25 protein-coding genes and 1 pseudogene are annotated in these 24,487 nt (G+C 65.6%); 8 read left to right on the forward strand and 18 right to left on the reverse strand.

The features are described 5' to 3' along the window. The first annotated feature begins 8 nt into the window (after positions 1–8). Together AB7245_RS43125 and AB7245_RS43130 are read left to right on the forward strand one after the other, a co-directional pair. Positions 9–743 carry an MBL fold metallo-hydrolase gene (locus AB7245_RS43125; protein ID WP_085398357.1) on the forward strand — a complete coding sequence of 245 codons (735 nt, stop codon included), beginning with the start codon at positions 9–11 and terminating at the stop codon, positions 741–743. A 1-nt stretch (position 744) separates the two neighbouring features. Next, positions 745–2,070 carry an MATE family efflux transporter gene (locus tag AB7245_RS43130; protein WP_085398356.1) on the forward strand — a complete coding sequence of 442 codons (1,326 nt, stop codon included), beginning with the start codon at positions 745–747 and terminating at the stop codon, positions 2,068–2,070. A gap of 99 nt (positions 2,071–2,169) precedes the next feature. Here AB7245_RS43130 and AB7245_RS43135 read toward each other — a convergent pair whose 3' ends face one another. Together AB7245_RS43135 and AB7245_RS43140 are read right to left on the reverse strand one after the other, a co-directional pair. Continuing rightward, a complete protein-coding gene (locus AB7245_RS43135; protein WP_063979852.1) occupies positions 2,170–3,267 on the reverse strand; it encodes a quinone-dependent dihydroorotate dehydrogenase in 1,098 nt (365 codons plus the stop codon). Further along, on the reverse strand, positions 3,264–3,608 hold the full coding sequence (locus AB7245_RS43140; RefSeq protein WP_071909157.1) for a DUF952 domain-containing protein: 345 nt from the start codon (positions 3,606–3,608) through the stop codon (positions 3,264–3,266). The genes AB7245_RS43135 and AB7245_RS43140 overlap by 4 nt, the downstream gene beginning before the upstream one ends. Positions 3,609–3,901: 293 nt before the next feature. Between AB7245_RS43140 and AB7245_RS43145 the strand changes: the two genes are divergently transcribed. Together AB7245_RS43145 and AB7245_RS43150 are read left to right on the forward strand one after the other, a co-directional pair. Continuing rightward, complete coding sequence (locus AB7245_RS43145; protein WP_085398355.1) at positions 3,902–4,555, forward strand: S24 family peptidase; 654 nt, start codon at positions 3,902–3,904, stop codon at positions 4,553–4,555. A 125-nt stretch (positions 4,556–4,680) separates the two neighbouring features. Next, positions 4,681–5,433, forward strand: coding sequence for a carbonic anhydrase (locus AB7245_RS43150; RefSeq protein ID WP_085398359.1), 753 nt, complete (start codon positions 4,681–4,683; stop codon positions 5,431–5,433). A 58-nt stretch (positions 5,434–5,491) separates the two neighbouring features. Here the strand turns inward: AB7245_RS43150 and AB7245_RS43155 are convergent, their stop codons facing one another. The 5 genes from AB7245_RS43155 to AB7245_RS43175 form a co-directional block, all read right to left on the reverse strand. After that, positions 5,492–7,135: a lysine--tRNA ligase gene (locus AB7245_RS43155; RefSeq protein WP_085398354.1), complete on the reverse strand. Its 1,644-nt coding sequence runs from the start codon at positions 7,133–7,135 to the stop codon at positions 5,492–5,494. 159 nt (positions 7,136–7,294) lie between these two features. After that, positions 7,295–8,236 (reverse strand): transporter substrate-binding domain-containing protein, encoded by a 942-nt coding sequence (locus AB7245_RS43160; RefSeq protein WP_085398353.1) that lies wholly within the window; start codon positions 8,234–8,236, stop codon positions 7,295–7,297. Positions 8,237–8,491: 255 nt separating this feature from the next. After that, entirely contained in the window at positions 8,492–9,082 is a 591-nt protein-coding gene (locus AB7245_RS43165) for an SCO family protein (protein ID WP_014491337.1), read from the reverse strand. Positions 9,083–9,106: 24 nt separating this feature from the next. Further along, positions 9,107–9,301: a hypothetical protein gene (locus AB7245_RS43170; RefSeq protein ID WP_028160269.1), complete on the reverse strand. Its 195-nt coding sequence runs from the start codon at positions 9,299–9,301 to the stop codon at positions 9,107–9,109. A 120-nt stretch (positions 9,302–9,421) separates the two neighbouring features. Continuing rightward, positions 9,422–9,943 carry a hypothetical protein gene (locus AB7245_RS43175; RefSeq protein WP_085399635.1) on the reverse strand — a complete coding sequence of 174 codons (522 nt, stop codon included), beginning with the start codon at positions 9,941–9,943 and terminating at the stop codon, positions 9,422–9,424. Positions 9,944–10,193: 250 nt separating this feature from the next. Between AB7245_RS43175 and AB7245_RS43180 the strand changes: the two genes are divergently transcribed. The 4 genes from AB7245_RS43180 to AB7245_RS43195 all read left to right on the forward strand — a co-directional run bounded on the left by AB7245_RS43180 (position 10,194) and on the right by AB7245_RS43195 (position 13,761). Next, positions 10,194–11,852 (forward strand): FAD-binding dehydrogenase, encoded by a 1,659-nt coding sequence (locus tag AB7245_RS43180; RefSeq protein WP_439035670.1) that lies wholly within the window; start codon positions 10,194–10,196, stop codon positions 11,850–11,852. 3 nt (positions 11,853–11,855) lie between these two features. Then, on the forward strand, positions 11,856–12,773 hold the full coding sequence (locus AB7245_RS43185) for an alpha/beta hydrolase family esterase (RefSeq protein ID WP_094183948.1): 918 nt from the start codon (positions 11,856–11,858) through the stop codon (positions 12,771–12,773). A gap of 117 nt (positions 12,774–12,890) precedes the next feature. Further along, the gene (locus AB7245_RS43190; protein ID WP_014491332.1) at positions 12,891–13,241 is read left to right on the forward strand and encodes a RidA family protein; all 351 of its coding nucleotides are present in this window, start codon (positions 12,891–12,893) and stop codon (positions 13,239–13,241) included. A gap of 154 nt (positions 13,242–13,395) precedes the next feature. Further along, positions 13,396–13,761, forward strand: coding sequence for a nuclear transport factor 2 family protein (locus tag AB7245_RS43195; RefSeq protein ID WP_063979860.1), 366 nt, complete (start codon positions 13,396–13,398; stop codon positions 13,759–13,761). Positions 13,762–13,962: 201 nt separating this feature from the next. On the opposite strand, the gene AB7245_RS43200 is transcribed toward AB7245_RS43195, so the two are convergent. The 11 genes and pseudogenes from AB7245_RS43200 to AB7245_RS43250 form a co-directional block, all read right to left on the reverse strand. Next, on the reverse strand, positions 13,963–14,805 hold the full coding sequence (locus AB7245_RS43200) for an amidohydrolase family protein (protein ID WP_085399633.1): 843 nt from the start codon (positions 14,803–14,805) through the stop codon (positions 13,963–13,965). Positions 14,806–14,809: 4 nt separating this feature from the next. Next, positions 14,810–15,787, reverse strand: a complete 978-nt coding sequence (locus AB7245_RS43205; protein ID WP_085399639.1) for an aldo/keto reductase — start codon at positions 15,785–15,787, stop codon at positions 14,810–14,812. 106 nt (positions 15,788–15,893) lie between these two features. Next, positions 15,894–16,826: a sugar-binding protein gene (locus AB7245_RS43210; protein ID WP_063985925.1), complete on the reverse strand. Its 933-nt coding sequence runs from the start codon at positions 16,824–16,826 to the stop codon at positions 15,894–15,896. Positions 16,827–16,920: 94 nt separating this feature from the next. Further along, entirely contained in the window at positions 16,921–18,003 is a 1,083-nt protein-coding gene (locus AB7245_RS43215; protein ID WP_439035671.1) for an ABC transporter permease, read from the reverse strand. Continuing rightward, complete coding sequence (locus AB7245_RS43220; protein ID WP_085399631.1) at positions 18,003–18,761, reverse strand: ATP-binding cassette domain-containing protein; 759 nt, start codon at positions 18,759–18,761, stop codon at positions 18,003–18,005. The genes AB7245_RS43215 and AB7245_RS43220 overlap by 1 nt, the downstream gene beginning before the upstream one ends. 12 nt (positions 18,762–18,773) lie before the next feature. After that, on the reverse strand, positions 18,774–20,096 hold the full coding sequence (gene xylA / locus AB7245_RS43225) for a xylose isomerase (RefSeq protein WP_354077428.1): 1,323 nt from the start codon (positions 20,094–20,096) through the stop codon (positions 18,774–18,776). After that, complete coding sequence (gene xylB, locus AB7245_RS43230) at positions 20,093–21,550, reverse strand: xylulokinase (protein WP_439035672.1); 1,458 nt, start codon at positions 21,548–21,550, stop codon at positions 20,093–20,095. Before xylB ends, xylA begins: the two co-directional genes overlap by 4 nt. 83 nt (positions 21,551–21,633) lie before the next feature. Next, a complete protein-coding gene (locus tag AB7245_RS43235; RefSeq protein WP_085399628.1) occupies positions 21,634–22,677 on the reverse strand; it encodes a LacI family DNA-binding transcriptional regulator in 1,044 nt (347 codons plus the stop codon). A gap of 88 nt (positions 22,678–22,765) precedes the next feature. Beyond that, the gene (locus tag AB7245_RS43240; protein WP_085399627.1) at positions 22,766–23,230 is read right to left on the reverse strand and encodes a GNAT family N-acetyltransferase; all 465 of its coding nucleotides are present in this window, start codon (positions 23,228–23,230) and stop codon (positions 22,766–22,768) included. A 2-nt stretch (positions 23,231–23,232) separates the two neighbouring features. Beyond that, positions 23,233–23,745, reverse strand: coding sequence for a GNAT family N-acetyltransferase (locus tag AB7245_RS43245; protein ID WP_085399626.1), 513 nt, complete (start codon positions 23,743–23,745; stop codon positions 23,233–23,235). A gap of 433 nt (positions 23,746–24,178) precedes the next feature. After that, a pseudogene (locus AB7245_RS43250) lies at positions 24,179–24,367 on the reverse strand (helix-turn-helix domain-containing protein); the annotation flags it as partial. Between the last annotated feature and the right edge of the window lie 120 nt (positions 24,368–24,487).

The following is a 24,487-nucleotide window of genomic DNA, read 5'->3' on the forward strand; positions in this document are numbered from 1 at the left end:
CGCAGCCGATGCAATTGCGCTTTGTCGGCTGCGGCGACGCCTTCGGCTCGGGCGGCAGGCTCAACACCTGCTTCCACATCTCAGGGCGCGCGGCCAACTTCCTGATCGATTGCGGCGCGTCGGCTCTGCCGTCGTTGAAGCGACTCGAGATCGACCGCAACGAGATCGACCTCATTCTCATCACGCATTTCCACGGCGACCATTTTGCCGGGCTGCCGTTTGTCCTGCTCGATGCGCAATTCTCGCGGCGGACCCGGCCGCTGACGATCGCGGGCCCGCAAGGCCTCGAGACGCGGCTCGGCCAAGTGATGGAGGCGCTGTTCGAGCACTCCTCGAAGACCAAGCAGCGCTTCGAGCTGAACCTCATCGAACTCGCGCCCGGGCGAAGCCAAACCTTTGGCGGGGTGAATGTGACGCCCTACCCGGTCGTGCACGGCGAATCCGGCGGGCCGTTCTTGGCCTACCGCGTCGAGGTTGAAGATCGCACGCTCGCCTACAGCGCCGATACCGAATGGACGGAGGCGCTCATTCCGCTGGCGCATGGCGCGGACCTTTTCATTGCGGAAGCCTATATGTACGAGAAGGTGGTCAAGAACCATCTCAGCCTGAAGACCTTGGAACAGCACCTCCCCGCCATCGGCGCCAAGCGGCTTGTCCTCACCCATATGAGCGACGACGTGCTGTCGCGCCTGGACGACGTACCGCATCTCGCCGCCGAAGACGGCATGGTGGTCGTGTTCTGACATGCACGCGCCCGTTCATCCCAGGATCGGTTCCCGCCAGGTCTTCACCATCGCCGGTCCCGCGATGGTCGCGAACCTCACCACGCCGCTGATCGGCGTAGTCTCGACCACCGCGATCGGGCGGCTCGACGATGCCGCGCTGCTTGGCGGCGTCGCGATGGCCTCCGTCATCTTCGACTGCCTGTTCTGGCTGTTCGGCTTCCTGCGCATGAGCACGCTCGCCTTCACGGCGCAGGCGCTCGGCGCGGGCGAGACACGCGAGCAGACCGTGATCCTGGTGCGCGGCTTCATTGTCGCGGGCCTGATCGGCGCCGCGCTGATCGTGCTGCAACTGCCGCTGGCCGCCGGGCTGTTCGACCTGATGGGCGGCAGCGAAGGCGTCACGCGCGCGGCAAAGACCTATTTCATGATCCGGATCTGGTCGTCGCCGTTCGCCTTCGCCAACTACGTCGTTCTCGGCTGGCTGGTGGGGCAGGCGCGCGCCAATCCGGCGCTGCTGCTGCAGGTCGTCATCAACCTCATCAACATGGCGGCGACGATCTTGCTGGTGCTGGTCTACGACACCGGCATCGCGGGCGCGGCGATCGCCGCACTGCTCTCGGAGACGATTGGCTTCGTGCTCGGCGTGATCGTCTGCCGGCGCTATGCGGATGGCGGCTTTGCGGTGCCCCTTGCCACGCTGCTCGACCGGGCAAAACTGATGCGGCTGCTGGCGGTGAACTCCGACATCATGATCCGTACCGCGGCGCTGATCGCCGTGTTCCTGTTCTTCACCGCCAAGGGCGCACGCGCCGGCGACGTCACGCTGGCGGCGAATTCCGTGCTGAACAATTTCCTGCTGGTCAGCGCCTTCTTCCTCGACGGTCTTGCGAACGCAGCCCAGCAGCTCTGCGGGCGCACGTTTGGCGCGCGTGATTCCAGGGGCTTTGCGGACTCGACCCGGCTGGTGCTGCTGTGGGGCCTCGGCTTCGCGCTGGTCGTCGCGGTGCTGTTCGCGCTGTTCGGGCCGAACCTGATCAATGTCATGACAGCGAGCGAGGACGTCCGCCGCGCCGCGCGCGAATTCCTGCCGTTCATCGTGCTCGCGCCGATCCCCGGCGTGTTCGCCTTCGGCTTCGACGGCATCTATGTCGGCGCGACCTGGGCGCGCGAGATGCGCAATCTAATGCTGTTATCGTTCACGATCTTTATCGGCGCCTGGTGGGCGCTGCAATCGTTCGGCAATGCCGGGCTGTGGAGCGCGCTGATCGCGTTCTACGTCGCGCGCGGCGGCTTGCAGGGCGCAAGGTATCCTGCGTTGTATCGGGTGACGTTTCCGAAATCGTAGATTCGTAGCCCGGATGGAGCGCAGCGAAATCCGGGGTCTTCGTGCTCGCGGAAAGATTCCCGGATTGCGCTGCGCTCCATCCGGGCTACTGGACGGTGGCTACATCCCCGGCCAGTCTTCCGCCGTGAGTGTCGCCGCGTCGGCGCCGACGATTTCGGACAGCGAATCCCGCCCTGTCCGCAGCAGCGTCGAGGTGAGATCGCGTTTGATCTCGTCGACGAGGCCGAGGCCCTTGTAGACCAGCGACGAATAGAGCTGGATCAGGCTCGCGCCGGCGCGGATCTTCGTCAGCGCGGCGCCGCCGGAATCCACGCCGCCGACGCCGATCAAGGGGAAGGCGCCCTCGACGCGCACATAGGTCTCCGCGACCATGCGCGTCGACAGGCGGAACAGCGGCCGGCCGGACAGACCACCCTGCTCCTTGGCGCGCATTTCCTCGCGCAGCGTGCTCGGCCGCGCGATCGTCGTGTTCGCCACGATCATGCCGTCGACCCGGCGCGAGCGCGCCACCTGCACGACGTCGTCGAGCTGGGCGAGGCTCAAATCAGGCGCGATCTTGAGCAGCACCGGCGTGTCGCCGGCCTTCTGGCGCACCCGCTCGCGCGCGTCGATCACCCTGGCGAGGAGATCGTCCAGCAGCGCGCCTTCCTGCAAATTGCGCAGGCCCGGCGTGTTCGGCGAGGAGACGTTGACGGTGAAATAGCTCGCGACCGGCGCAAAAGTCTCGATCAGCTTGACGTAATCGCCGACGCGATCCGGCGAATCCTTGTTGGCGCCGACATTGACCCCGACGATGCCGCCGTGCTGCGCACGCGCCGCGAGCCTACGCAGCGCGACTTCAGCGCCGTCATTGTTGAAGCCCATGCGGTTGATCACGGCCTCGTCGCGCTCCAGGCGAAACAGCCGCGGCCGCGGATTGCCGCTTTGCGGCTTCGGCGTCACCGAACCGATCTCGACGAAGCCGAAGCCGAGCCGCAGCAGCGCATCCGGCACCTCGGCGCTCTTGTCGAAGCCCGCGGCCATGCCGATCGGATTGGGGAAGTTGAGCCCGAAGGCGCGCACGGCGAGCTTGGGATCGTCAGGCCGCGGCTTGACCGGCGGCAGGAAGCGCAGGCCCTGGATCGCGAGGCGATGCGCATCCTCCGGATCGAGCCAGCGCAGCACCGGCAGCGAAAAGGCGTCGAAAGCGCGGATCACGGGATAAGCTCCGGAACGTCGTGGCCGCCATCGGAGCGCATGTTGAGGTTCATCACCGACAGCACCGCGCCGAGATCGAGCTCGCCATAGAGGTGCGGAAACAGCTCCTCATTGCGCGAGCGCTCCCAGCGCAATGCGCTGCCGAGCGCGTCGCCGTCGACCTCGACCAGGAACAGCGCGCGCTGCCCGAAATAGTGCTTGCGCAAGGTCTCGGGAACCTGGGGCGCGGTCGAAAAATGGATGAAACCGTCGCGCGAATCGTCCGCGCTGCCCCGGTAGACGCCCTGCCGTTCCGCCTCGCGCCAGGCCGAGGCCGGACAGATTTTGTAGATCTTGACCACCGCTCACGCAGCCCTGTTTGCTCTTTGAGTCTTTTGGGTTTTTTCGTCTCGTGCGGGTCCTCAAAACCCGGGCGCGACCGTAATGGCCGCCCCCTCCGAACTCAAGGCTTAGAGCCATTTCCGTTCCGATGAAATCGGAACGGGGCTTTAAATTCTTGTTTTGACGCGTTTTCTTGACGCGAACCGGTATCCGCTTCGCTTGAAAATGCTTCTCCCGCCACCCCTTGCGCGAAAAACGGAAAACCGGTTGATTTGAGGACAGTTTTCCTGAGTTGCGACGGGCTGGACCTTCCATGGTCAGACAGGCCAAAGCGCAGAGGATACTGACTCACGACCAGATCTGGGGAGCGCTGGATCGGCTGGCGGAGCGTGCCGGCCTGTCGCCGTCCGGCCTCGCCAAGCGGGCCGGGCTCGATCCCACCACCTTCAACAAGTCCAAGCGTGTCACCCCCGACGGGCGCGAGCGCTGGCCATCCACCGAATCGATCGCGAAAGCGCTGGCGGCGGCCGGCTCCTCGATGGACACCTTTGCCGGGTTGACCGGTGACGACGCCAGCGACGGCCGATCGGTGCCGCTGCTCGGCCTCGCGCTAGCCGGCGCGAGCGGAGCTTTCGACGAGTCCGGCTTTCCATCCGGCAAGGGCTGGACCGAACTTGCGCTTCCCACCGCCGAGGACAGTCGCGCCTTTGCGCTGGAGATTTCCGGCGATGCGCTTGCCCCGGCCTATCGCGACGGCGACGTCATCCTGATCTCGCCCCGCGCGCCGATCCGCAGAGGCGATCGAGTGGTGGTGAAGACCAAGGCGGGCGACGTGACGGTCGCGACGCTGAAGCGCCGCACGGCAAAGGCACTGGAATTGCAGCCGCTCGATGCATCGCAGGCCGAGCATACGATGGCGCCGAGCGACGTCGGCTGGATCGCGCGAATCGTGTGGGCGAGCCAGTGATTGCGTCGTGACCGCACCATGACGCCGGCCGCGCCGCTTCTCGCCCCGGCGACCTTGCGACTCACCATCCCTCTCGCATAGGTTGCGGCCGATTTTGCCGATCAAATTCATCGCAGGGGGATATGATGAATCGCCGTCACGCATTGAAGGCCCTGGCGGGTCTCGCACTCTGTCCGCTGTGCAAGCCGGCCTTTGCCGCCGAAGGCACGCATTGGAGCTACGAGGGCGCCGGCGGCCCGGCCAAATGGGGCGATATCGACGCGGCGAACAAGGCCTGCGCGGTCGGCTTGCAGCAATCGCCGATCGACATCGAGGGGACGATCAAGTCGCAATTGCCTGTTCTGAAGCTGAACTGGGGCAAGAGCGCCGACACCATCGTCAACAACGGGCACACGATCCAGCTCAACTTCGCCGAAGGCAGCACGCTCACGCTCGGCGATATCAAATACAAGCTGCTCCAGGTGCACTTCCACCGGCCGAGCGAGCACATGATCGGCGGCAAGAACTTTCCGATGGAAGCGCACTTCGTGCATCGCAACGATGCCGGCGGGCTCGCCGTGGTCGGCGTGCTGATGGCGGAAGGCAAGCCGAACACGGCCTTCGGCAAGATCGTCAAGACCATGCCGGCGGCGGAAGGCCCCGCGGTGAAGGCCGATGCAGCGATCGATCCCCACGCCATGCTGCCGCACAGGCTGAGCTATTTCCGCTACTCCGGCTCGCTGACGACCCCGCCCTGTTCGGAGGTCGTCGAATGGCTGCTGCTGACCGACCCGATCCAGGTGTCAGCCCCCGACGTCGCTGCGTTCGCAAAGCTCTATCCGATGAACGCGCGCCCGGTGCAGAAGGACAACCGGCGCTTCGTGCTGCGCTCGATCTGAGGCGCGCTTCAAATCTGTAGCCCGGATGAGCGTAGCGACATCCGGGCTACGGCATCTATTACGCACTTCGCGCCAGCGCGCCGTCGATCATGTTCACCGCGTTCTGCACGCCGTAGACCGCAACGAAGGAGCCGAAGCGCGGGCCCTTCTCCTGGCCGAGCAGCACCTGGTAGAGCATGTTGAACCAGTCGAGCGTCACGCCCGGACGGCCGTCCTTGCCCTTCTTGACCTGGTCGAGGAACGGCTCGCGGCGGCCGATCTCGTAGACGACGTTCTGGATGTCCTCGGCCGAGGATTCCTGCGGAAGCTGCGACAGCGCATCGCGCAGATCCTGCAACGCGGCGCGCTCAACCTCGGTCGGCTCGCGGAACTGCTTCGTCGGCGCCACGAAGTCACGATAATAGTTGATGGCATAGCCGACCATCGCATCGAGCTTCGGATGCGTTTGCGGGCTCACGCCGGGACGATAGCGACCGATGAAGCCCCACAGCGTCTCGGCATTCTCCGCATTCGACGACGACACCAGCGTCAAGAGGAGCTGGAACGTGACGGGCATGTCGCCCTTCGGCGGATGGCCGTTGTGGACGTGCCAGACCGGATTGCCGAGCTGCTGCTTGCCATCCTGCTTCGCAAAGCCGTCGATGAACTGCTGGTAGTCGTCGACGTTGCGCGGGATGACATCGAAATACAGCCGCTTGGCCGCCTTCGGCTCGCGATACATGAACAGCGACAGCGATTCCGGCGACGCATAGCGCAGCCATTCGTCGATGGTCAGGCCGTTGCCCTTCGACTTCGAGATCTTCTGGCCCTTCTCGTCGAGGAAGAGCTCGTAGTTGAAACCTTCGGGCGGCGTGGCGCCGAGCGCCTTGGCGATCGCACCGGACAACTTCACGGAGTCGATCAGGTCCTTGCCGGCCATCTCGTAGTCGACGCCGAGCGCGACCCAGCGCATCGCCCAGTCGGCCTTCCACTGGCACTTGACGTTGCCGCCCGTCACCGGCGTCTCGACTTCCTGGTTCGTGTCCGGATCGACATAGGTCACGGTACCGGCCGCGACGTCGCGCCGGATCATCGGCACCTGGAGCACGACACCGGTGGTCTTACTGATCGGCAGGAACGGCGAATAGGTGGCGCGGCGATCGGGGCCGAGCGTCGGCAGGATGATCGCCATCACCTTGTCGTAGGCAGCTAACATCTTCAGCAACGTCGCGTCGAAGCGGCCGGACGTATAATAGTCGGTCGAGCTCGCGAACTCGTAGTCGAAGCCGAAATGATCGAGGAAGGCGCGCAGGCGCGCGTTGTTGTGGTGCCCGAACGACGGGTACTCGTTGGAGAACGGATCCGGCACCCGCGTCAGCGGCTTGCCGAGATGCGCGGCCAGCATCTCCTTGTTGGGGACGTTGTCGGGCACTTTCCGAAACCCGTCCATGTCGTCGGAGAACGCCAGCAGGCGCGTCTTGATCTTGTCCTCGGTGAGCACGCGAAAGGCATGGCGCACCATCGAGGTGCGCGCGACCTCACCGAACGTGCCGATATGCGGCAGGCCGGACGGGCCGTAACCGGTCTCGAACAGCACCTCGTCCTTCGGGCTTTTCTTCAGCCGCGCGACAATGGCCTTCGCCTGCTCGAACGGCCAGGCGTTGGATTGTTCGGCGAGCGCACGCAGATCGCTCGGGTTCGCGGCAAGATCGATGACAGACATTCAGGGGCCTCCGGGCCGCGGAAAATAGCGATTTCCGGGCAGAATGCAAAAGTAGCAGCGCCTTTATCGTGGAATCGTAGGGTGGGCAAAGCGAAGCGTGCCCACCACTGCCAAAGACGGTGGGCACGGCGCTAGCGCGCCTTTGCCCACCCTACGGCACTAAAACGGGCTCACCGAAAAATACCGCAGCCACAGATCGGTGTAGCGGCCTTTCTCCCAGACGCGGAACAGGGCCCAGTTCAGGGCCTGGCGCAGCACGTCGTTGCCCTTGCGGACGGCGATGCCGATGCCCTCGCCGAAGAAACGGCTCTCGACAAAGGGGCCGCCGGAGAAGGCGCAGCAATCGCCGGAATCCGTGCCGTTGATCCAGAACGCCAGCGAGATGGCGTCGCCGAAGATGAAATCGACCTCGCCCTTGCGCAACGCCGCGCGCATCGCATCGTCGTTGGGATAGGGGTGCAGCTCGGCGTCGGTGAACATCGCCTTGAGGTACGCTTCGTGCGCGGAGCCGGCGATGACGCCGACTTTCTTGCCTTCGAGATATTCGGGCCGGATCTCCGGCATCACTGCGTCCTTGCGCGAGGCGAAGCGCGCCGGCACGCGGTAATAGGGATCGGTGAAATCAACGCGGACGCGGAGCTGCGGACTCACCGCCATCGAGGCGATGATGGCATCGCCCCGGTTGGAGGAGAGCGCGTCGACCAGGGTCTCGAAGCGGCGCATCTGCACCGTGCAGGTGACCTTGATCTCCTCGCACAGCGCGCGGGCGAGATCGACGTTGAAGCCGGCCGGATTGCCGTCGGCGCCGGTGTAGTTGAACGGCGGATAGTCGGTCTCGGTCAGGAAGCGGATCACGGTCAGGCGCGACAGGTCGGGCCGCTCCGGCCGCCGCCGCGGGTCCCAGAAGCCGGGCACAGCCTGCGGGGCCGCCTGAGGCGCGACCTGCGGCGTGGCCTGGGGCGCTGCCGGAGGCTGCTTGGCCGGGGCCGGGGCCTGCGCCTTTGCGGCGGGCAGGCCTACGAGCAGACATGCGCAGGCGACCAGCCCGGTCAGGACGCGGCGCACGGTTTTGGACGATTTTGCCTGTCGCGACGGGGCCATCGGCGGGAAATGAACGAATTTCGTTGGGATCGGAAGGCGTTATAGACCATCCCGCCGGGAACGCGAGCGCCGATTGCGGGATGGGTAAAGGTCTCTCAGCCGTCATGCCCGGGCTTGTCCCGCCTGCGGGGCCGAAGCCCATCCGGCGAGGCGAAGGCCCGGGCATCCACGAACATTAGCACCCCCCGAAGAACGTGGATGGCCGGGACAAGCCCGGCCATGACGATGTGGAGAGGACTGCGCCCGAAAGGGCCCTCAGAGATACCGCTTCAAATCGGCCGCGGCCTCTTCCGGCGTCCGCTTCATGTTGAACGGCGATACGAACCGCCCGTCGCGGTCCATCAGGTAGATCAGCGCGGTGTGGTCCATGGTGTAGTCACCGTCCTTGGTCGGGACCTTCTTGGCATAGACCCGGTAGGAGGTGATCACCTTGGCGGTCTCGGCGGGGTCGCCGCTGAGCCCTTCGAGGTGCGGGTCGAAGCTCGACAGATAGTCCTTCATCGTCGCCGGCGTATCGCGCTCGGGATCGACCGAGATGAAGACGGCATTGACCTTGTCGGCATCCTTGCCCATCGCGCGCAGCACCTCCGAGATCTCGAACAACGAGGTCGGGCAGACGTCGGGGCAATGAGTATAGCCGAAGAAGATCAGGGTCGGCTTGCCCTTCAGGTTCTTGTCGGTGACGGCCTTGCCGTGCTGGTCGGTGAGCTGGAACGGGCCGCCGATCGCGGCGGGCTGCGCCACCTTGCTGACCCCGCCCATCGCCCAGAACACGATCAGCAGTCCGACGACGAGGCTTGCAGCGAAGGCGGTCGCGATCACCAGCGGACGGGCAGTGGAGCTCATGAGCGGAAAACTTCCTGTCGCAGGTCAGAAGCAGGCGGCAAAGCCGGTCCTGATCATTTCGAAGAATACCTGGCTGCCGTAGTGGAACCAGAGCGCCAGCGCGCCGAGCACGACCAGACCGCCGATCCCCGCGCCAGCCAACAGCAGCACGAACGGCAGCCGGCCGGCAGTGGGCGAATTGTCCTGTAGCGGTTGGGCCGGGTGCAGTGGTTGAGCCATGACAACGATCGGGGCGAAGGCCCCGGTTCCCTGCCATTCAAATAGGTGTTGGCCCGGGCCCGGGCAAGCGCCGCGGGTGTTCCAAGGAATACTTCCCGGAGTCAGATCGCGCCGATGACGTCAACGAAGCAGCTGGCCCCGAGCGGACTCCAGCTCTTCCGCTTGCGGGAGAGCCCGGCGCAGGGGTCGGTTGGTCGAGGCCTGCGCGTCGAGGTAGCAGGGCTTGTACATGGCCTGGAGCTGCTTGCCCCTCAGGAAGAGCATGTGCGGGGTGAGGCCGCCGCGCTGGTTGATCCAGCGCTTCACCTGCGAGGGATACATCGCATAGAGCATCTGGGTCGCTTCGGAGTTGGTCACCGCACGGCCGTTGGCGCCAAAATCCCAGGCGGCGTGGAAGCCGAGGGTCGCGTGCGAGGTCACACAGATGCGGTCGCGCGGAATGGCGCCGAGGACGATGGTGCAGGCCGAGGCACAGAGGCCGTCGATGATGACGGTGTCGCCTGACTGGCGCAGATCCTGGTACCTGTCGACGTAGGTTCCGATCCGGCCACCGCGGTCATCCGCAATCCGAACCACTGCGTGAGAAGCCCCCATGCCCGCGATCAGGAGAACCGCCGCGAGCAACCCCGTCAGAAACTTCATTGTCCCCCGCCCCAGTCGAATTCGAATCTGCGTGTCAGGTGGTGATGCGTTGCTAGCGTCCGTCCTAACCGTGGTTTTGTCTAGGCACGCCGGCTGGCTCAAAACAAATTCAAATCCAGTGTTGCGCCCGCGCTGCAGTCGGACGGCCCTAATCCCAAAGCGGAACAAGTTAACGATGCCTTATGCGCCACACCCTTGATCTCAGCTGCAACCGCTGGCTTCAATCCCGGGTAACTACAGGGGGGAACCTATGGCTGAAGAGACAGACGTCATCGTCGTCGGTGCGGGACTATCGGGACTGGTGGCCGCAACCGAGATTGCCGACGCGGGCAAGCGCGTGATCGTGGTCGACCAGGAGGGCGAGCAGTCGATCGGCGGCCAGGCATTCTGGTCGTTCGGCGGCTTGTTCCTGGTCAATTCGCCGGAGCAGCGCCGGCTCGGCATCAAGGACTCCTTCGACCTTGCCATGCAGGACTGGATCGGCACCGCCGGCTTCGACCGCGACGAGGATTTCTGGCCGCGCCAGTGGGCCGAGGCCTATGTGGCGTTTGCGGCGGGCGAGAAACGCGATTGGCTGCGCGCGATGGGGCATCGCATCTTCCCGGTGGTCGGCTGGGCCGAGCGCGGCGGCTATGACGCGATGGGCCACGGCAATTCGGTGCCGCGCTTCCACGTCACCTGGGGAACCGGCCCCGGCATCGTCGAGCCGTTCGAGCGCCGCGCGCGCGAGGCCATGAAGAGCGGCCGGCTGACTTTCAGGTTCCGCCATCGCGTCGATGCGCTCTCCATCACCAATGGCACGGTGGACGGCATCAGCGGCGCCGTGCTCGCCCCTGACAATGTCGAGCGTGGCAGGAGCTCGTCGCGCAACGTGGTCGGCGAGTTCGCGCTGAAGGCGCAGGCCGTGATCGTGGCGTCCGGCGGCATCGGCGGCAATTATGAGCTGGTGCGGCAGAACTGGCCGAAGCGGCTTGGCGAGCCGCCGAAGTTCATGATCTCCGGCGTGCCGGAGCATGTCGACGGCCGCATGATCGGCATCACCGAGAAATCGGGCGCGCGGCTGATCAACCGCGACCGCATGTGGCATTATGTCGAAGGCATCCAGAACTGGAATCCAATCTGGCCGCGCCACGGCATCCGCATCCTGCCCGGCCCGTCCTCGATGTGGTTCGACGCAACAGGCACGCGGCTGCCGGCGCCGTTGTTTCCCGGCTCCGACACGCTCGGCCAGCTCCAGTACATCATGTCCACCGGCTATGATTATTCCTGGTTCATCCTGACCCAGAGCATCATCAAGAAGGAATTTGCGCTGTCGGGCTCAGAGCAGAATCCCGATCTGACAGCCAAGAGCTGGCGGATGACCCTGCGCCGCGCCACCAACAAGGGCGCGCCGGCGCCGGTGGAGGCATTCAAAAGCCATGGTGTCGACTTCATCGTACGCGACAAGATCGAGGATCTCGTCGCGGCCATGAACAAGCTCGCCGACAGCGACCTCCTCAAGCTCGAGCACGTCAGGATGCAAATCGAGGCGCGCGACCGCGAGATCGCCAATCCCTACGTCAAGGATGCGCAGGTGATGAACATCCACAATGCGCGGCGCTATATCGGCGACAAGCTGATCCGCACCGCCTCTCCGCACCGCATCCTCGATCCCGCGCAGGGGCCGCTGATCGCGGTCAAGCTCAACATCCTCACCCGCAAGACGTTGGGCGGTTTCGAGACCGATCTCGACTCGCGCGTGTTCGGCAGCGAGGGTAGCGTCATTCCCGGCCTCTATGCGGTCGGCGAAGCCGCAGGCTTCGGCGGCGGCGGCGTGCACGGCTATCGCTCGCTGGAAGGCACCTTCCTCGGCGGCTGCCTGTTCTCGGGCCGCAATGCCGGCCGCGCCGCGGCGAAGGCCGTGGGCTAGATCATGCGGAGGTGGATGCAGATCGGGGCGCTTCTTGCGGCATTGGCCGCAGCCTCGGCCGCATCCGCCGATACGATCGACGTCAACGGCGTGAAGCGATCCTACACCGCGCAACTGCCGGCGAAGCGGCTGGTGCCGCTCGTGGTCGTGCTGCACGGCAAGACCCAGCGCGGCGCTGACATGGTCGCGCGAACGGCGTGGCCGCAGGTCGCGAAGCGCGAGGGTTTTGCCGTGGTCTTTCCTGATGGCCTCAACCATGCCTGGGCCGATGCGCGGACGAAGGCTGGACCGGCGCTGCGTGGCCCGCCCGAGGGCACCGACGACGTCGCCTTCATCGCAAAGCTGGTCGAGACGCTGGTGACGAACGGCACGGCGGACCCGAAGCGGGTCTATGTCGCCGGCATCTCCAATGGCGGCGCCATGGCGATGACGCTGGTTTGCGCGCGCGCCGATCTGTTTGCGGCGGGCGCGAGCGTGATCATGAATCTCACGGATGAGGCCGCAGTCACCTGCCATCCATCGCGGCCGTTGCCGATGCTGCTCATCAACGGCACGGCCGACCCGCTGGTCCCCTACGAGGGAGGACGGGGATCGAGCTATTATGCCGCAGACGGGTTCTGGTCCACCGAAGAGACGCTGGCTTTCTGGCGCAAGCTCAATGGTTGCGAGACCGACGACGCCGAGGTGACCGATTTGCCCGAGAAGGCGCCCGCGGATCAGTCTACGGTCACACGGATCTCCTCACGCTGTCCCAAAGGGCACGACGTCGTGCTCTATCGCATCAACCATGGCGGCCACCGCATGCCCGGCTTCGCTCCGGATGCCCGCTTCCCGAAGGTTGCAACCAGCCTGCTCGGGCCGCAGAACCGCGACATCGACGGCGCCGAGACGATCTGGTCGTTTTTCAGTCAGTTTCCGTGAACGACGCTTGCATCAGCGGGCAACGCATGCGTGCCCGGCAACGCATGCGTGCCTGGGGTGGCAGAGCTGGGGGCGCTGGGTTAGACAGGGCCGCCATTCCCACCAGGAGATCCCCCAATGAGCATTCAGCGTTTCGAAACCGGCCCGCGCATGAGCCAGGTCGTCGTGCACGGCAACACCGTCTATCTCGCCGGCGTCGTCGCCAACAAGGCCGCCGGTGAAAGCGTCACGAAGCAGACCCAGGACATCCTGGCGACGATCGACAGCCATCTCGCCAAGGCCGGCACCGACAAGTCGAAGCTGCTCTCGGCCACGATCTACATCACCGACATGAAGACCTTTGCCGAGATGAACGCGGTGTGGGACGCCTGGGTCTCGCCCGGCAACACCCCGGCTCGCGCCACTGTCGAAGCCAAGCTCGCGGCGGCTCAGTACACCGTCGAGATCATGGTCACCGCGGCGAAGTAAATTCGCGCTGAAATTGTTGCGAACGTCCGAAGCGCGATGAGAGCATCATCGCGCTTCTTTTCTGCGTGCGCATGACCTCCGAGGTAATCGATCTGCGCGTGCGAACCTTCGATAGTCGAGACAGCCGAACACGGCGCCATCGAAGGAGAACACCATGACCGACCCCGTCACCATCGCCCGCCGCTACATCGAGCTCTGGAACGAGCGCACCGCAGGCCGCCGTCGCGAACTGCTCAGCGAGAACTGGACGGCGGATGCGAGCTATGTCGATCCCCTGATGAAGGGCGACGGCCGGGACGGCATCGACGCGCTGATCGCGGGCGTGCAGCAGCGCTTTCCCGACTTCAAGTTCACGCTGATCGGCGAGCCCAACGGCTACGGCGAGCATGTCCGCTTTTCGTGGGGCCTTGGTCCCGACGGTGTCGACAGCCCGATCAAGGGGACGGATTTCGCCGTGCTGAAGGACGGCCGCATCAGGAGCATCACGGGATTTCTGGACCAGGTGCCCGCGGGCGCGTGACGACACTGCCCGTTGCTGTGCCCTCTCCCCTTGCGGGAGAGGGCATCTCCGCTCGTAGACGCAGGCTCACTGGGGTGAGGGGTATCTCTCCGCGCGAGAATCTTGAGAGTTGAGTTCGCGGAGGCATACCCCTCATCCGGCGCTTCGCGCCACCTTCTCCCACAAGGGGAGAAGGAAGAAAGAAGCGCGCATCGACTGCAATCAAGCCAACCGATACGCAGCCTTCGCATTCACACCAAACGCCTTCTCGCGAACCTGCGGCCCGAGCCTCGTCAAACTCGCCTCCAGCGCCCCCTTGATCTCGCCATAACTCCCGGCAAGCAGACACACCGGCCAGTCCGAGCCGAAGATCAGGCGATCCTCGCCAAAACATGTTGCGGCATGTTCGACGAACGGAAACAGCCGCTCCGCATCCCAGTCACTCCACACCGCTTCCGTCGCCAGGCCCGAAATCTTGCACCAGACATTACCGCAGGCCGCGAGAGCTTTGATGCGATCGGCCCATTCGGCGCTGCCGCCGTCGGCGATCGGCGGTTTTGCGGCGTGGTCGAGCACGAAACGCGCTTGCGGAAAGGCCTGCGCGGTTGCGATCGCGGCGGGCAGTTCGCGGGTGCGGACGAGAAAATCGTAGGCGAGATCGCGGGCGAACGTTGCGGTGAGGCCGCGTTGAACGTCCTCGCGCAACAACCAGTCCGAATCGGCCTCGTCATGCACCTGGTGACGAATGCCGACCAGCTTGTCGCCGTCGGGCGAAGCGCGCAAGCGGTCGAGCGTGTCGCCAAGCGCACCGTCCGTCAGATCAGCCCAGCCGACGACGCCAATCACCGAGGGCGTCGCATGCGCGATCCGCAAGAATTCCTCGGTCTCCTCCAGCGCGGAGCGGCACTGCACCAATATGCTCGCGTCGATGCCGTTTGCTTTCAACAGCGGCGCGAGATCGGCGGGGCCGAAGGCGCGGCGGATCGAGGCCAATTCCGGCGCGTCCATCCAGGGATAGTCGGCGCGCGTCGGATCCCAGAAATGCTGATGGCCGTCGATGATCATGCCCTCACGCTCCGCCCGGCAACGGCGCGCGTGCGTCGACGAGTTTGCGCGCACGCAGCTCCTGCCAGAAGGCTTGTGGCACCGCCTTCTCCGACATCGCGATGTTGTCGGAAACTTCCGCGGCGTTGCGCGCGCCCAGCACGGCAATTGTGACCGCCGGATGGGCCATGCAGAACTGGAGCGCGGCGGCCTTCAGCTCGGTCCCGTGCTTGCGGCAGAGCTCGTCGAGCTCGAGCGCACGCGCGATCAGCGCCGCGTCGGCGTCCTGATAGTTGAACTTCGCGCCGGGATGCGGATTGGCCAGAATGCCGCTGTTGTAGATGCCGCCGAGCAGGATGCCGATGTTCTTCTCGCGGCAGACCGGAAATAGCGCATCCAGCGCGCCCTGGTCGAGCAGCGTGTAGCGGCCGGCGAGCAGGAAGCAGTCGACCGCAACGGCCTGGGCAAAACGGACCAACATTTCCGACTGGTTCATGCCGGCACCGATCGCCTTGACCGTGCCGTCGGCGCGCAGGCGCTGGAGCGCGCGGAAGGCGCCGGCCACGGCGTCGTCATAGTGATCGTCGGGGTCATGCACGAGCAGGACATCGATGCGGTCGAGCCCAAGGCGCGTCAGGCTCTCCTCCACCGAACGCATCACGCCGTCATGGGAGAAGTCGAACACCGGCCGCTCGCGCGACGTACCCTTGTAGTGCGCGTCCTCGGCGGCCGCGCCATCAGGCGCGCGCAGCAGACGACCGACCTTGGTCGAGATGACGTAGGAGTCGCGCGGCTGCTGCCGCAGGAAAGCGCCGATCCGCCGTTCGGCGAGGCCAAAGCCGTAGAGCGGCGCGGTATCGTAGAAGCGGATGCCGGCCGACCAGGCGCGCTCGATCGTGGCGAACGCATCGGTATCGCTGACGGCGGTGAACAATCCGCCGAGCGGGGCCGAACCGAGACCGATTGAGGTGACGTCGAGGGAGCCGAGCCGCGACCGTTTCATTCCCATTGCCTTCCAAAAGTCTTCCTTCCAACCGTCCAATCATCTCTCCCGCTTGCGGAAACCGCAAGCGGGAGAGGCTCGCAGGAGCACGGGGCTGGCGACGCTCCTACTTCAACATCTGCGCAACGTTATCCTTGGTCACGAGATCGAGGCCGGTATAGACGATCTCCGGCACCTTCTCGCCCTTCTTGATGGCGAGCAGCGTATCCATCGCCTTCTCGCCCATCTCGAACGGACGCTGGCCGACCAGCGCATTGGCGTAACCGTCGCGCAGCAGTTCGAGCTGCATCTTCAGCGTATCGGCGACGACCAGCGTGAACTTGCCGGAGTCGATGTCTTTCTTGTTCCTGGAGGCGAAGGCCTTGAAGCCTTCGGGGGCGAACATCGGCCAGCCGCCGATGGGAACGATCGAGGCGAGGTCGGGCGTTGCGGTGCGCATATCCGTCATCTGCTGGACCGCCAGCGCCGGATCGTCGTTGCAGAAGGTCGGCGAGCCCGCGACCTCGGTCCATTTCGAGCCCTTCAGCGCCTCGCGGACGCCGTCGACGCGCTCGGCGAGATTCTTGGCGCCCGGACCGCCCGAGACCATCGCGTATTTGCCGCCGTCGGGCCGCAGCTTCAAGAGCTCCTTGCCGAGCGCGACGCCGAACTCCTTGTTGTTGGTGCCGATATAGGCGATCCGCTTGGAGCCAGGCGCATCGGCATCGAAGGTGATGACGGGGATGCCGGCCGCGGTCGCCGCCTCGATCGACTTGGTCATGGCCGCAACGTCGGCGACCGAGATGGCGAGGCCGTCGACCTTCTGGGTGACGAAGTCCTGGATGATCTGCGCCTGCGTCGCCGGCTCATGCTCCACCGGCCCCTTGTAGATGCACTCGATGTTGCCAAGCTCCTTGGCACGCTTCAGGCAGCCGTCGCGCGCGAAGTCGAAGAACGGATTGTTCATCGCCTTGGGCACGATCACGAAACGGTAGTTCGCGGCGAACGCCGGCGTCGCCATCATCGCGACCGCGATGCCGGCAAGAAGAAGTTTCCTCATTGTTTCCTCCACCCTTATTTGGCGCCCGTCCTCTCAAGATCGTCCGGGGAGCGGACAGGCGACATTTTCGTTGCCCTCCCGGAACGACGTCATTTCAGATCATCCGCGAGCGGATGCGGTCGACCAGCACGGCCAGGATGATGATCACGCCGACCAGCGTCTGCTGCCAGTAGGAGCTGACCTGTGCCAGCACGAGGCCGTTGCGGATCACTTCCAGCAGCACGCAGCCGACGATGGCCCCCAACGGACCGCCGATGCCGCCGGCGAGATTGGCACCGCCGATGACGGCCGCCGCGATCACGTTGAGCTCGTAGGACGTCGCCATGTTGGCGGGCGCCGATCCGAGCCAGCCGGAGATGATGATGCCTTGCAGCCCTGCGGCAAGCGCGCAGATCACATAGACCTCGATCTTCACCCGCACGACCGGTATGCCCGTGAGTTCGGCGGCCTTCTCGTTGCCCCCGAGCGCGAACACGTGGCGGCCGAACGAACTGTGGTGCAGGACCACGGCCATCGCCAGCGCGAGGACCACGAGGTAGATGAAGGGCACCGGCACGCCGAGCACATCGCCCGAGGTGAGCGCGTAGAAGTAATCAGCGTCCGGCCCGCCAGGAAAACTGCCGCGGCCGTTGGAGACGACGTAGCCGAGCCCACGCACGATCGAGAGCATGCCGAGCGTGGTGACGAAGGGCGACAGGCCGAGCACGGCGATACAGAAGCCGTTGACGAGGCCCGCGATCAGCGCGACGCCGAGCCCCGCGAGGATCGAGATCAGCAGGATCAGACCCGGCACGTTGGCCAGCACGGTCTTGCCGTCAACGGCCATATGCACAAACAGCGAGCCCGCGGGCGAGCCGGGCGCCGACAACTCGGTCATGACCATGGAGGTGATCATGGCCGAGAAGCACATCATCGAACCGACCGACAGATCGATGCCGCCGGTGATGATCACGAAGGTGACACCGAGGGTGGCGATGGCGATGAAGGAGAAATTCTTCGCCACGTTCTGCATGTTGCCTTCGGTGAAGAAATAGGGGCTGGCGAAATGCATCACCACCAGCAGCATCGCCAGCGCGAGCAGGACATAGCCGGTCTGGGAGGCGAAGATGCCGCGCTGCCACCATCTGATCCGGCCGACATTGGTGAAGCTGATCGGAGATTCCAAGGGCATGGCCATCACGCCGCCTCCTTCGCGCCAGTGATCAGGGCGGTGACTTCCTCGGGCGACGTCTGGTGGATCGGCTTGTCGGCCCGCTTCTCGCCGCGACGCATGACGATCACGCGGTCGCACACCGCGAACACATCGGGCATACGGTGCGAGATCAGCATGACGGCGACGCCCTGCTCCTTCAGCCGGTGGATCAGGCCGAGCACCTGCTCGACCTGGCGTACCGAGATCGCGGCGGTCGGCTCGTCCATCATGACCAGCCGCGCGTTGGACAGCCGCGTCCGCGCGATCGCAACCGCCTGGCGCTGGCCGCCAGACATCTGCTTGACGAGATCGTCGGGGCGCGTCTCCGAGCGCAATTCGCCGAACAGCTCCAGCGCACGCGCCGCCATCGCCTTGTGGTCGAGCAGTGCGAGCGGGCCGAACCTGCGCTTCAGCTCGCGGCCGAGGAAGACGTTGGCAGCAGCCGTCAGATTGTCGGCGAGCGCGAGGTCCTGGTAGACGACCTCGATGCCAACGGCGCGGGCATCGATGGGCCGGTTGAAATGGACCGCGTTGCCAACAAAGCGGATCTCGCCATGGCTGGGACGGAAATTGCCGGCGATGATCTTGACCAGCGTGGACTTGCCCGCGCCGTTGTCGCCCATCAGGCCGACGACCTCGCCCGGCTGGACCTGCAGGTCGACGCCGTGCAGAGCGCGGATTGCGCCGAACTCCTTGCCGATGCCGGTCAGCTCGAGGACCGGTGTCGCTTCAGCCTTTGTCATCGACGGCGTTCCTCAGACGTAGCGGTTGACCAGGGATTCCAGATATTCCTGCCGCCCCGAGCGCGGCTGCGGATCGAAGCCGGGGCTGAGCGCACGGTCGGCAAGTTCGGCGAGCGAGCGCTGGCCGCCGAGAATGGCCCGGCCCTCGGGCCCCGCCCATCCCTCGTAGCGCTGCGCGAGCGGTGCGGTGAGGGCGCCGGCATCGAGCATGTCAGCGGCGGCGAGGAACGCGCGCGCGCAGGCATCCATCGAGCCGACATGGGCATGGATCAGATCGTCGGGGTCGATCGACTGCCGTCTGATCTTGGCGTCGAAATTGAGCCCGCCCGAGGTGAAGCCGCCGCGATTCAGGATCTCGTGGAACACCAGAGCCAGCTCCGGCACGTTCATCGCGAACTGGTCGGTGTCCCAGCCGAGCAGATCGTCGCCACGATTGACGTCGAGCGAGCCGAAGATTCCGAGCGCCTCGGCGAGCGCGACCTCGTGATGGAAGGAGTGGCCGGCAAGGATGGCGTGGTTCTGCTCGATGTTGAGCTTGACGTCGTTCAGGAGATCGTAGCGTTCCAGGAAGCCATAGCAGGTGGCGACGTCGAAATCATATTGATGCTTGGTCGGCTCCTTCGGCTTCGGCTCGATCAGGATCGGGCCCTTGAAGCCGATCTTGTGCTTGTGCTCGACGACCAGCGAGATGAAGCGGCCGAGCTGGTCGAGCTCGCGCTTGAGATCGGTGTTGAGCAGTGTCTCGTAGCCCTCGCGGCCGCCCCACAGCACGTAGTTCTGGCCGCCGAGCCGGTGCGTCACCTCCAGCGCGGCGCGGACCTGGCCGGCGGCATAGGTGAAGATTTCGGGGTCCGGATTGGTCGCGGCACCCGCCATGTAGCGGCGATGCGTGAACAAATTGGCCGTGCCCCAGAGCAAGCGGACTTTTGCGGAGGCCATCTTCGCTTCGAACAGATCGGCGACCGCGTTGAGATTGGCGACGGACTCGCTGAGCGAAGTGCCTTCCGGCGCCGCATCGACGTCGTGGAAGGTGAAGAAGGGCACGTCCAGCAGGCGGAACAGCTCGAAGGCGACATCGGCCTTGGCGCGTGCCTGCGCCATCGCATCAGCACCTTGATGCCAGGGGCGCAGAAAGGTCTCGCCGCCGAAGGGATCGCCGCCCGGCCAGCAGAACGAATGCCAGTAGCAGACCGCAAAGCGCAGATGATCCTCGAGCCTGCGGCCATGCACGAGCCGGTCCTTGTCGTACCAGCGGAAGGCGGGCGTGTTTCCCGCATCCTTGCCGCCGAAGGCGACAGGGGCGCTTGCATCGAAGAATTTTGCTGGTGCGTTCACTTAAGACTCTCCTTCAACGCAGGATAAAGTTCGCGCCATCGCCGATAGGCGTCGTCATAGGCCGCAGTGACGGATGCGCGGGGCGCAAAGCTCGCGAGCCGCCGCGGGCGCTTGCACACTTCCGCGGGATCTTCGCCGGTGGCGGCGAGCCGGCCGAGCCGTGCGGCGCCGAGCGCGGCCCCGACCTCGCCTTCCTCGACGCGGTGGACGGGAATGCCGAGCACATCGGCGCAGATTTGCGCCCACAGCGGCGAGCGCGAGCCGCCGCCGACGAGATCGACCTCCGCGATTGGCCCGCTGGCCGCGCTCAGCGCCGCGAGGTTGTCGCGCGCGGCGAAGGCGACGCCTTCCAGCACGGCCTGCACGATCTGGCTGCGCCCGCTCGCACCGCGCAGGCCGACGAAGGCGCCGCTGGCGGCGGCATCGTTGTGCGGCGTGCGCTCGCCATCGAGATAGGGCAGGAATTTTATGGAGCTCGGTCCGTCGACACGCTCGCCGAGCGGCGCCAGGAGCGCGGCGGCCGGCGTCTCCATCACGCCCGCGAGCCAGGCCAGCGAAGCCGCGGCCGACAGCATTACGCCCATCTGATGCCAGAGGCCGGGCAGCGCATGGCAGAACGCATGCAGGGCCGAAGCCGGTGCCGGTGCAAACCGGTCGGTGACGCGGAACACCACGCCGGATGTGCCGAGCGACAGGAATGCATCGCCCGGCGCGATCGCGCCGAGCCCGATGGCGCTCGCGGCATTGTCGCCGGCACCGCCGGCGATCACGACATCATTCGCCGTGCCCCAGCGCCGCGCGAATTCCGGCGCGAGCACTGCACTGACCTCGCTGCCCTCGACGAGGCGGGGCATGTGGTGGAGATCGAGCCCGACGGCATGCAGCAGCAGCGCCGACCAGCGGCGCAGACCGACATCGAGCCACAGCGTGCCGGCGGCGTCGGACATGTCCTCGACCATCTCGCCGGTGAGACGATAACGCACATAGGCCTTCGGCAGCAGCACCTTTGCCACGCGCTCGAAGATCTGCGGCTCGTGCCGCGCGACCCAGAGCAGCTTTGGCGCGGTGAAGCCGGGCATCGCCAGATTGCCCGCGATCGTGTGCAGCGACGGGCAGCGCCGCCCGAGCGCGACGCATTCGGCGTGCGAGCGGCCGTCGTTCCACAGAATAGCGGGGCGCAGCGGCCGTCCATCCTCGTCCAGCAGCGTCGCACCATGCATCTGGCCGGACAGCCCGATGCCGCGCACCTGCGCGACCTCGCGCGGATGGCGGGCGGCGAGATCGTCGACGGCGCCAACCGCCGCGTCGACCCAGGCGTCGGGATCCTGCTCGGACCACAGCGGCGCGGGATGCGACAGCGCAAGCTCGCGCGCGGCCGTCGCGACAATCGCGCCGGTTTCGCTCACGAGCACCGCTTTCACACCGGATGTGCCGATGTCGATACCGAGATACACGCTATCCTCCCTTTCGCCTGTTGCGGTGCGCGATCTCAGAGTCGCCCTTTCCACAACGGACCGTTCTGAAAATCCGCCTGCCCCTAGGGCAAATTGTCCCGCATCACGATGTCGATCCTGATCTTCTCCTGTTCGCGCAAGATCGGCTCGCCGCGCGCAAGCGCGAGCAGCACGCGCACGGCGGCGCGCGCTTCATGCCCGGGGTTCTGCGAGATCGCGGCATCCATCACGCCCTGCAACAGCAGCCGGCGCGTCAGTGCGGTGACGTCGTGTCCGACGAACACCACCTGCTTGCCGCGGCCGGCATCGCTCAACGCTTTGGCGACGCCTTGCGTGCCGGCGCCGACGTTATAAAGGCCGACAATGTCAGCATGCCTGCCGAGCAGCTGCGCCAGAACCTGTTCCGAACGGCCGTCTTCGTCGCGCCCTTCCAGCACCGGCAGCACGCTGAGATCGGGGAATTCCGACGCCATCACCTGGCTGAAGCCGAAGATGCGTTCGGAATGGTCGCGCAGGCCCTGCGAGCCCGCGACGATCGCGACCTTGCCGGACCGTTGGCCAACCAGCCGACCGACCAGCGCGCCGGCGGTGCGCCCCGCCGCGATGTTGTCGATGCCGACATAATGGTGGCGACGCGAGGACGGCACGTCCGAGACCAGCGTCACGACCCTGGTCCCCGCGTCGACGAGATCGTTGATCGCGGCGCGGACCCCCGGATGGTCCAGCGCCACCACGGCGACGCCGTCGTAATCGCCGGACAGCGCCTCCAGCGAGGCCGCGAGCACGGACGGGTCGAACACATCCGTGGTGACCACCTCGACGCCGAGGCGGCGGGCTGAGAGCCAGGCCGACATCTCGCCGAGATAGGCCTCGATCTGCTGCATGAAGGGGTTCGGCCCCGCCGGCATCACGAAGGCAAAGCGGCGGGCACGGCTGCGGGCGAGCTCGGCGGCGGCGACGTGCGGCTGGAAGGCGTTGCGCTCGATCGCCGCCTTGACGCGCCGGACCGTATCGGGCCGCACGCCCGGGCGGTTGTGCAGGACGCGGTCGACCGTCGCAAGGCTGACACCCGCCTCGCGGGCGATGTCCTTCAGCGTCAGCGCGGTCGCGGTGAGAGTATCGGCCATGGCTGAAGGTTATCGAGGTGTTTTGAGGTACGCAACTCATTTTGAGGCGCAGGGCGATGTTTTCGGGCCCGGGTTACACCGCGCGGCCTCAGCCGCCGGTCAGGTCGAGCGTCAGGAACAGGCTGTTGGGATCCTCGACATAGCCCTCGAACGGGCCGCAGAGCACAAAACCGTGCGCCTGGTAGAGCGCATGCGCGGGCTTGAAATAATCCCAGGAGCCGGTCTCGAGGCTGAGCCGCTGCGAGCCACGCGCGCGGGCCTCAGCGATGATGTGGCGGAGCATCTGGCCGCCGAAGCCGCGCCTCCGCGTCGTTTGCAGCGTGTGCATCGACTTCACCTCGCCATGGTCGGCCGAGAGCATCTTCAGCACGCCGGTGGCGACCAGCGTCTCGCCGTCCCAGCCGGTCCAGAACGCGACGTCGCTCGCGCGCAGCCCAGCGAGATCGAGCGCATGGGCGCTGCCCGGCGCGGTCTGCGCCCGCGCAGCCGCGACGTGATGGTCGAGCAGCGCAATGACGCGGGGATCAAAGGTGTCGCCGGTGCGGACCTGCATCGTCACGGCCTCACCCCGCTTGAAAGCCGCTTCTGCATGAGAACCATATCGAGCCAGCGGCCAAACTTGCAGCCGACCTCTGGCATGCGGCCAACCTCGGCAAAGCCGAACGACGCGTGCAGCCCGGTCGAGGCGGAATTCGAGGCCTCGATCGCGGCGACCATCGTGTGCTTGTTGAGCGCGGTAGCGCGCTCAATCAGCGCGGCCATCAGGCTGCGGCCGACGCCGAGCCGATGATGTTGCACGCCGACATAGACCGAATTCTCCACGGTGTGGCGATAGCCGGGCCAGGGGCGGAAATCGCCGAATGACGCGAAGCCGACGACGTCCCTGCCTTTCATCGCAACCAGCACGGGATAGCCGGCCGCTTGCCGTGCGCGCATCCACTCGCGCCGCGAATCCAGATCGGCCGGTCCGTCGGTCCACACCGCCGTGGTGTTGATCGCGGCGTAATTGTAGATGGCCAAAATATCTTCGGCATCCTCCAGCGTGGCATCCCGCACGATTAGCGACATCACATTTTCCGTACGATGTGCCGCGCCGCGTGATGATGACGTAGCGCGCATCCTGTTTGGTTTCGTTCTCGAAGGTCACCGCCCGCATCACGTCGAAATCGAGACAATCGCCGTCGCGCAGCCGCACGGTCTTGGCGTCGATATGCACGCAGACCGCACCCTCCAGCATCAGCAGCTGCTGGGTGAACGCGTTGCGGCCCCAGGGGCTGTAGGAGACGCGCGCTCCGGCCGGCAGGTCGACGACGATGATCTCGATGCCGCTCGCCGCATCCGGCGGCGAGGCATGACGCCGCCGGTAGCCGCTGTCGGGATCGCGCCAAAGCGGCTGGTCGGCAAGCCGCATCAATCGCTCCGGCGGTTTCTCGGCGAGCGCGACGACGTCACTGAGGGTGACATCGAGCGCCGCGCAGAGCTTGTTGAGCAGCGCAGCGGTGGCGCTGCTCTGCGCCCGCTCCACCCTCCCGATCATGGCCCGGCTGACACCGGAGCGCGTCGCGAGTTCGTTCAACGTCATGCCCGCCTGCGTCCGCAACGTCTTCAAGCGACGACCGATCGCACGGTCGAGTTTCTGCTGGTCCATGGCTTTCATCCGAATATTGCCCGACAGGAGGACCGCACCCATCAGGGCGGGAGAAGCTTAAGCCGGGCGGGGCGCGCATGCCGGATGCGAAGAGCTAATATATTAGAATTTTTGCGCGGCAAATTCCCTGGCGAATTGCCACAGCCCGCCTGGACATGGCGG

Source organism: Bradyrhizobium sp. 604_D8_N2_3, assembly GCF_051810765.1.
Taxonomy (GTDB): domain Bacteria; phylum Pseudomonadota; class Alphaproteobacteria; order Rhizobiales; family Xanthobacteraceae; genus Bradyrhizobium; species Bradyrhizobium barranii.

Bases quoted from the DNA above. Each gene is read 5' to 3' on its own strand.
- AB7245_RS43125 (WP_085398357.1), top strand. From the start codon at position 9: ATGCAATTGCGCTTTGTCGGCTGCGGCGACGCCTTCGGCTCGGGCGGC.
- AB7245_RS43130 (WP_085398356.1), top strand. From the start codon at position 745: ATGCACGCGCCCGTTCATCCCAGGATCGGTTCCCGCCAGGTCTTCACC.
- AB7245_RS43145 (WP_085398355.1), top strand. From the start codon at position 3,902: ATGGTCAGACAGGCCAAAGCGCAGAGGATACTGACTCACGACCAGATC.
- AB7245_RS43150 (WP_085398359.1), top strand. From the start codon at position 4,681: ATGAATCGCCGTCACGCATTGAAGGCCCTGGCGGGTCTCGCACTCTGT.
- AB7245_RS43155 (WP_085398354.1), bottom strand. From the start codon at position 7,135: ATGTCTGTCATCGATCTTGCCGCGAACCCGAGCGATCTGCGTGCGCTC.
- AB7245_RS43160 (WP_085398353.1), bottom strand. From the start codon at position 8,236: ATGGCCCCGTCGCGACAGGCAAAATCGTCCAAAACCGTGCGCCGCGTC.
- AB7245_RS43165 (WP_014491337.1), bottom strand. From the start codon at position 9,082: ATGAGCTCCACTGCCCGTCCGCTGGTGATCGCGACCGCCTTCGCTGCA.
- AB7245_RS43170 (WP_028160269.1), bottom strand. From the start codon at position 9,301: ATGGCTCAACCACTGCACCCGGCCCAACCGCTACAGGACAATTCGCCC.
- AB7245_RS43175 (WP_085399635.1), bottom strand. From the start codon at position 9,943: ATGAAGTTTCTGACGGGGTTGCTCGCGGCGGTTCTCCTGATCGCGGGC.
- AB7245_RS43180 (WP_439035670.1), top strand. From the start codon at position 10,194: ATGGCTGAAGAGACAGACGTCATCGTCGTCGGTGCGGGACTATCGGGA.
- AB7245_RS43185 (WP_094183948.1), top strand. From the start codon at position 11,856: ATGCGGAGGTGGATGCAGATCGGGGCGCTTCTTGCGGCATTGGCCGCA.
- AB7245_RS43190 (WP_014491332.1), top strand. From the start codon at position 12,891: ATGAGCATTCAGCGTTTCGAAACCGGCCCGCGCATGAGCCAGGTCGTC.
- AB7245_RS43195 (WP_063979860.1), top strand. From the start codon at position 13,396: ATGACCGACCCCGTCACCATCGCCCGCCGCTACATCGAGCTCTGGAAC.
- AB7245_RS43200 (WP_085399633.1), bottom strand. From the start codon at position 14,805: ATGATCATCGACGGCCATCAGCATTTCTGGGATCCGACGCGCGCCGAC.
- AB7245_RS43205 (WP_085399639.1), bottom strand. From the start codon at position 15,787: ATGAAACGGTCGCGGCTCGGCTCCCTCGACGTCACCTCAATCGGTCTC.
- AB7245_RS43210 (WP_063985925.1), bottom strand. From the start codon at position 16,826: ATGAGGAAACTTCTTCTTGCCGGCATCGCGGTCGCGATGATGGCGACG.
- AB7245_RS43215 (WP_439035671.1), bottom strand. From the start codon at position 18,003: ATGGCCATGCCCTTGGAATCTCCGATCAGCTTCACCAATGTCGGCCGG.
- AB7245_RS43220 (WP_085399631.1), bottom strand. From the start codon at position 18,761: ATGACAAAGGCTGAAGCGACACCGGTCCTCGAGCTGACCGGCATCGGC.
- AB7245_RS43235 (WP_085399628.1), bottom strand. From the start codon at position 22,677: ATGGCCGATACTCTCACCGCGACCGCGCTGACGCTGAAGGACATCGCC.
- AB7245_RS43240 (WP_085399627.1), bottom strand. From the start codon at position 23,230: ATGCAGGTCCGCACCGGCGACACCTTTGATCCCCGCGTCATTGCGCTG.
- AB7245_RS43245 (WP_085399626.1), bottom strand. From the start codon at position 23,745: ATGTCGCTAATCGTGCGGGATGCCACGCTGGAGGATGCCGAAGATATT.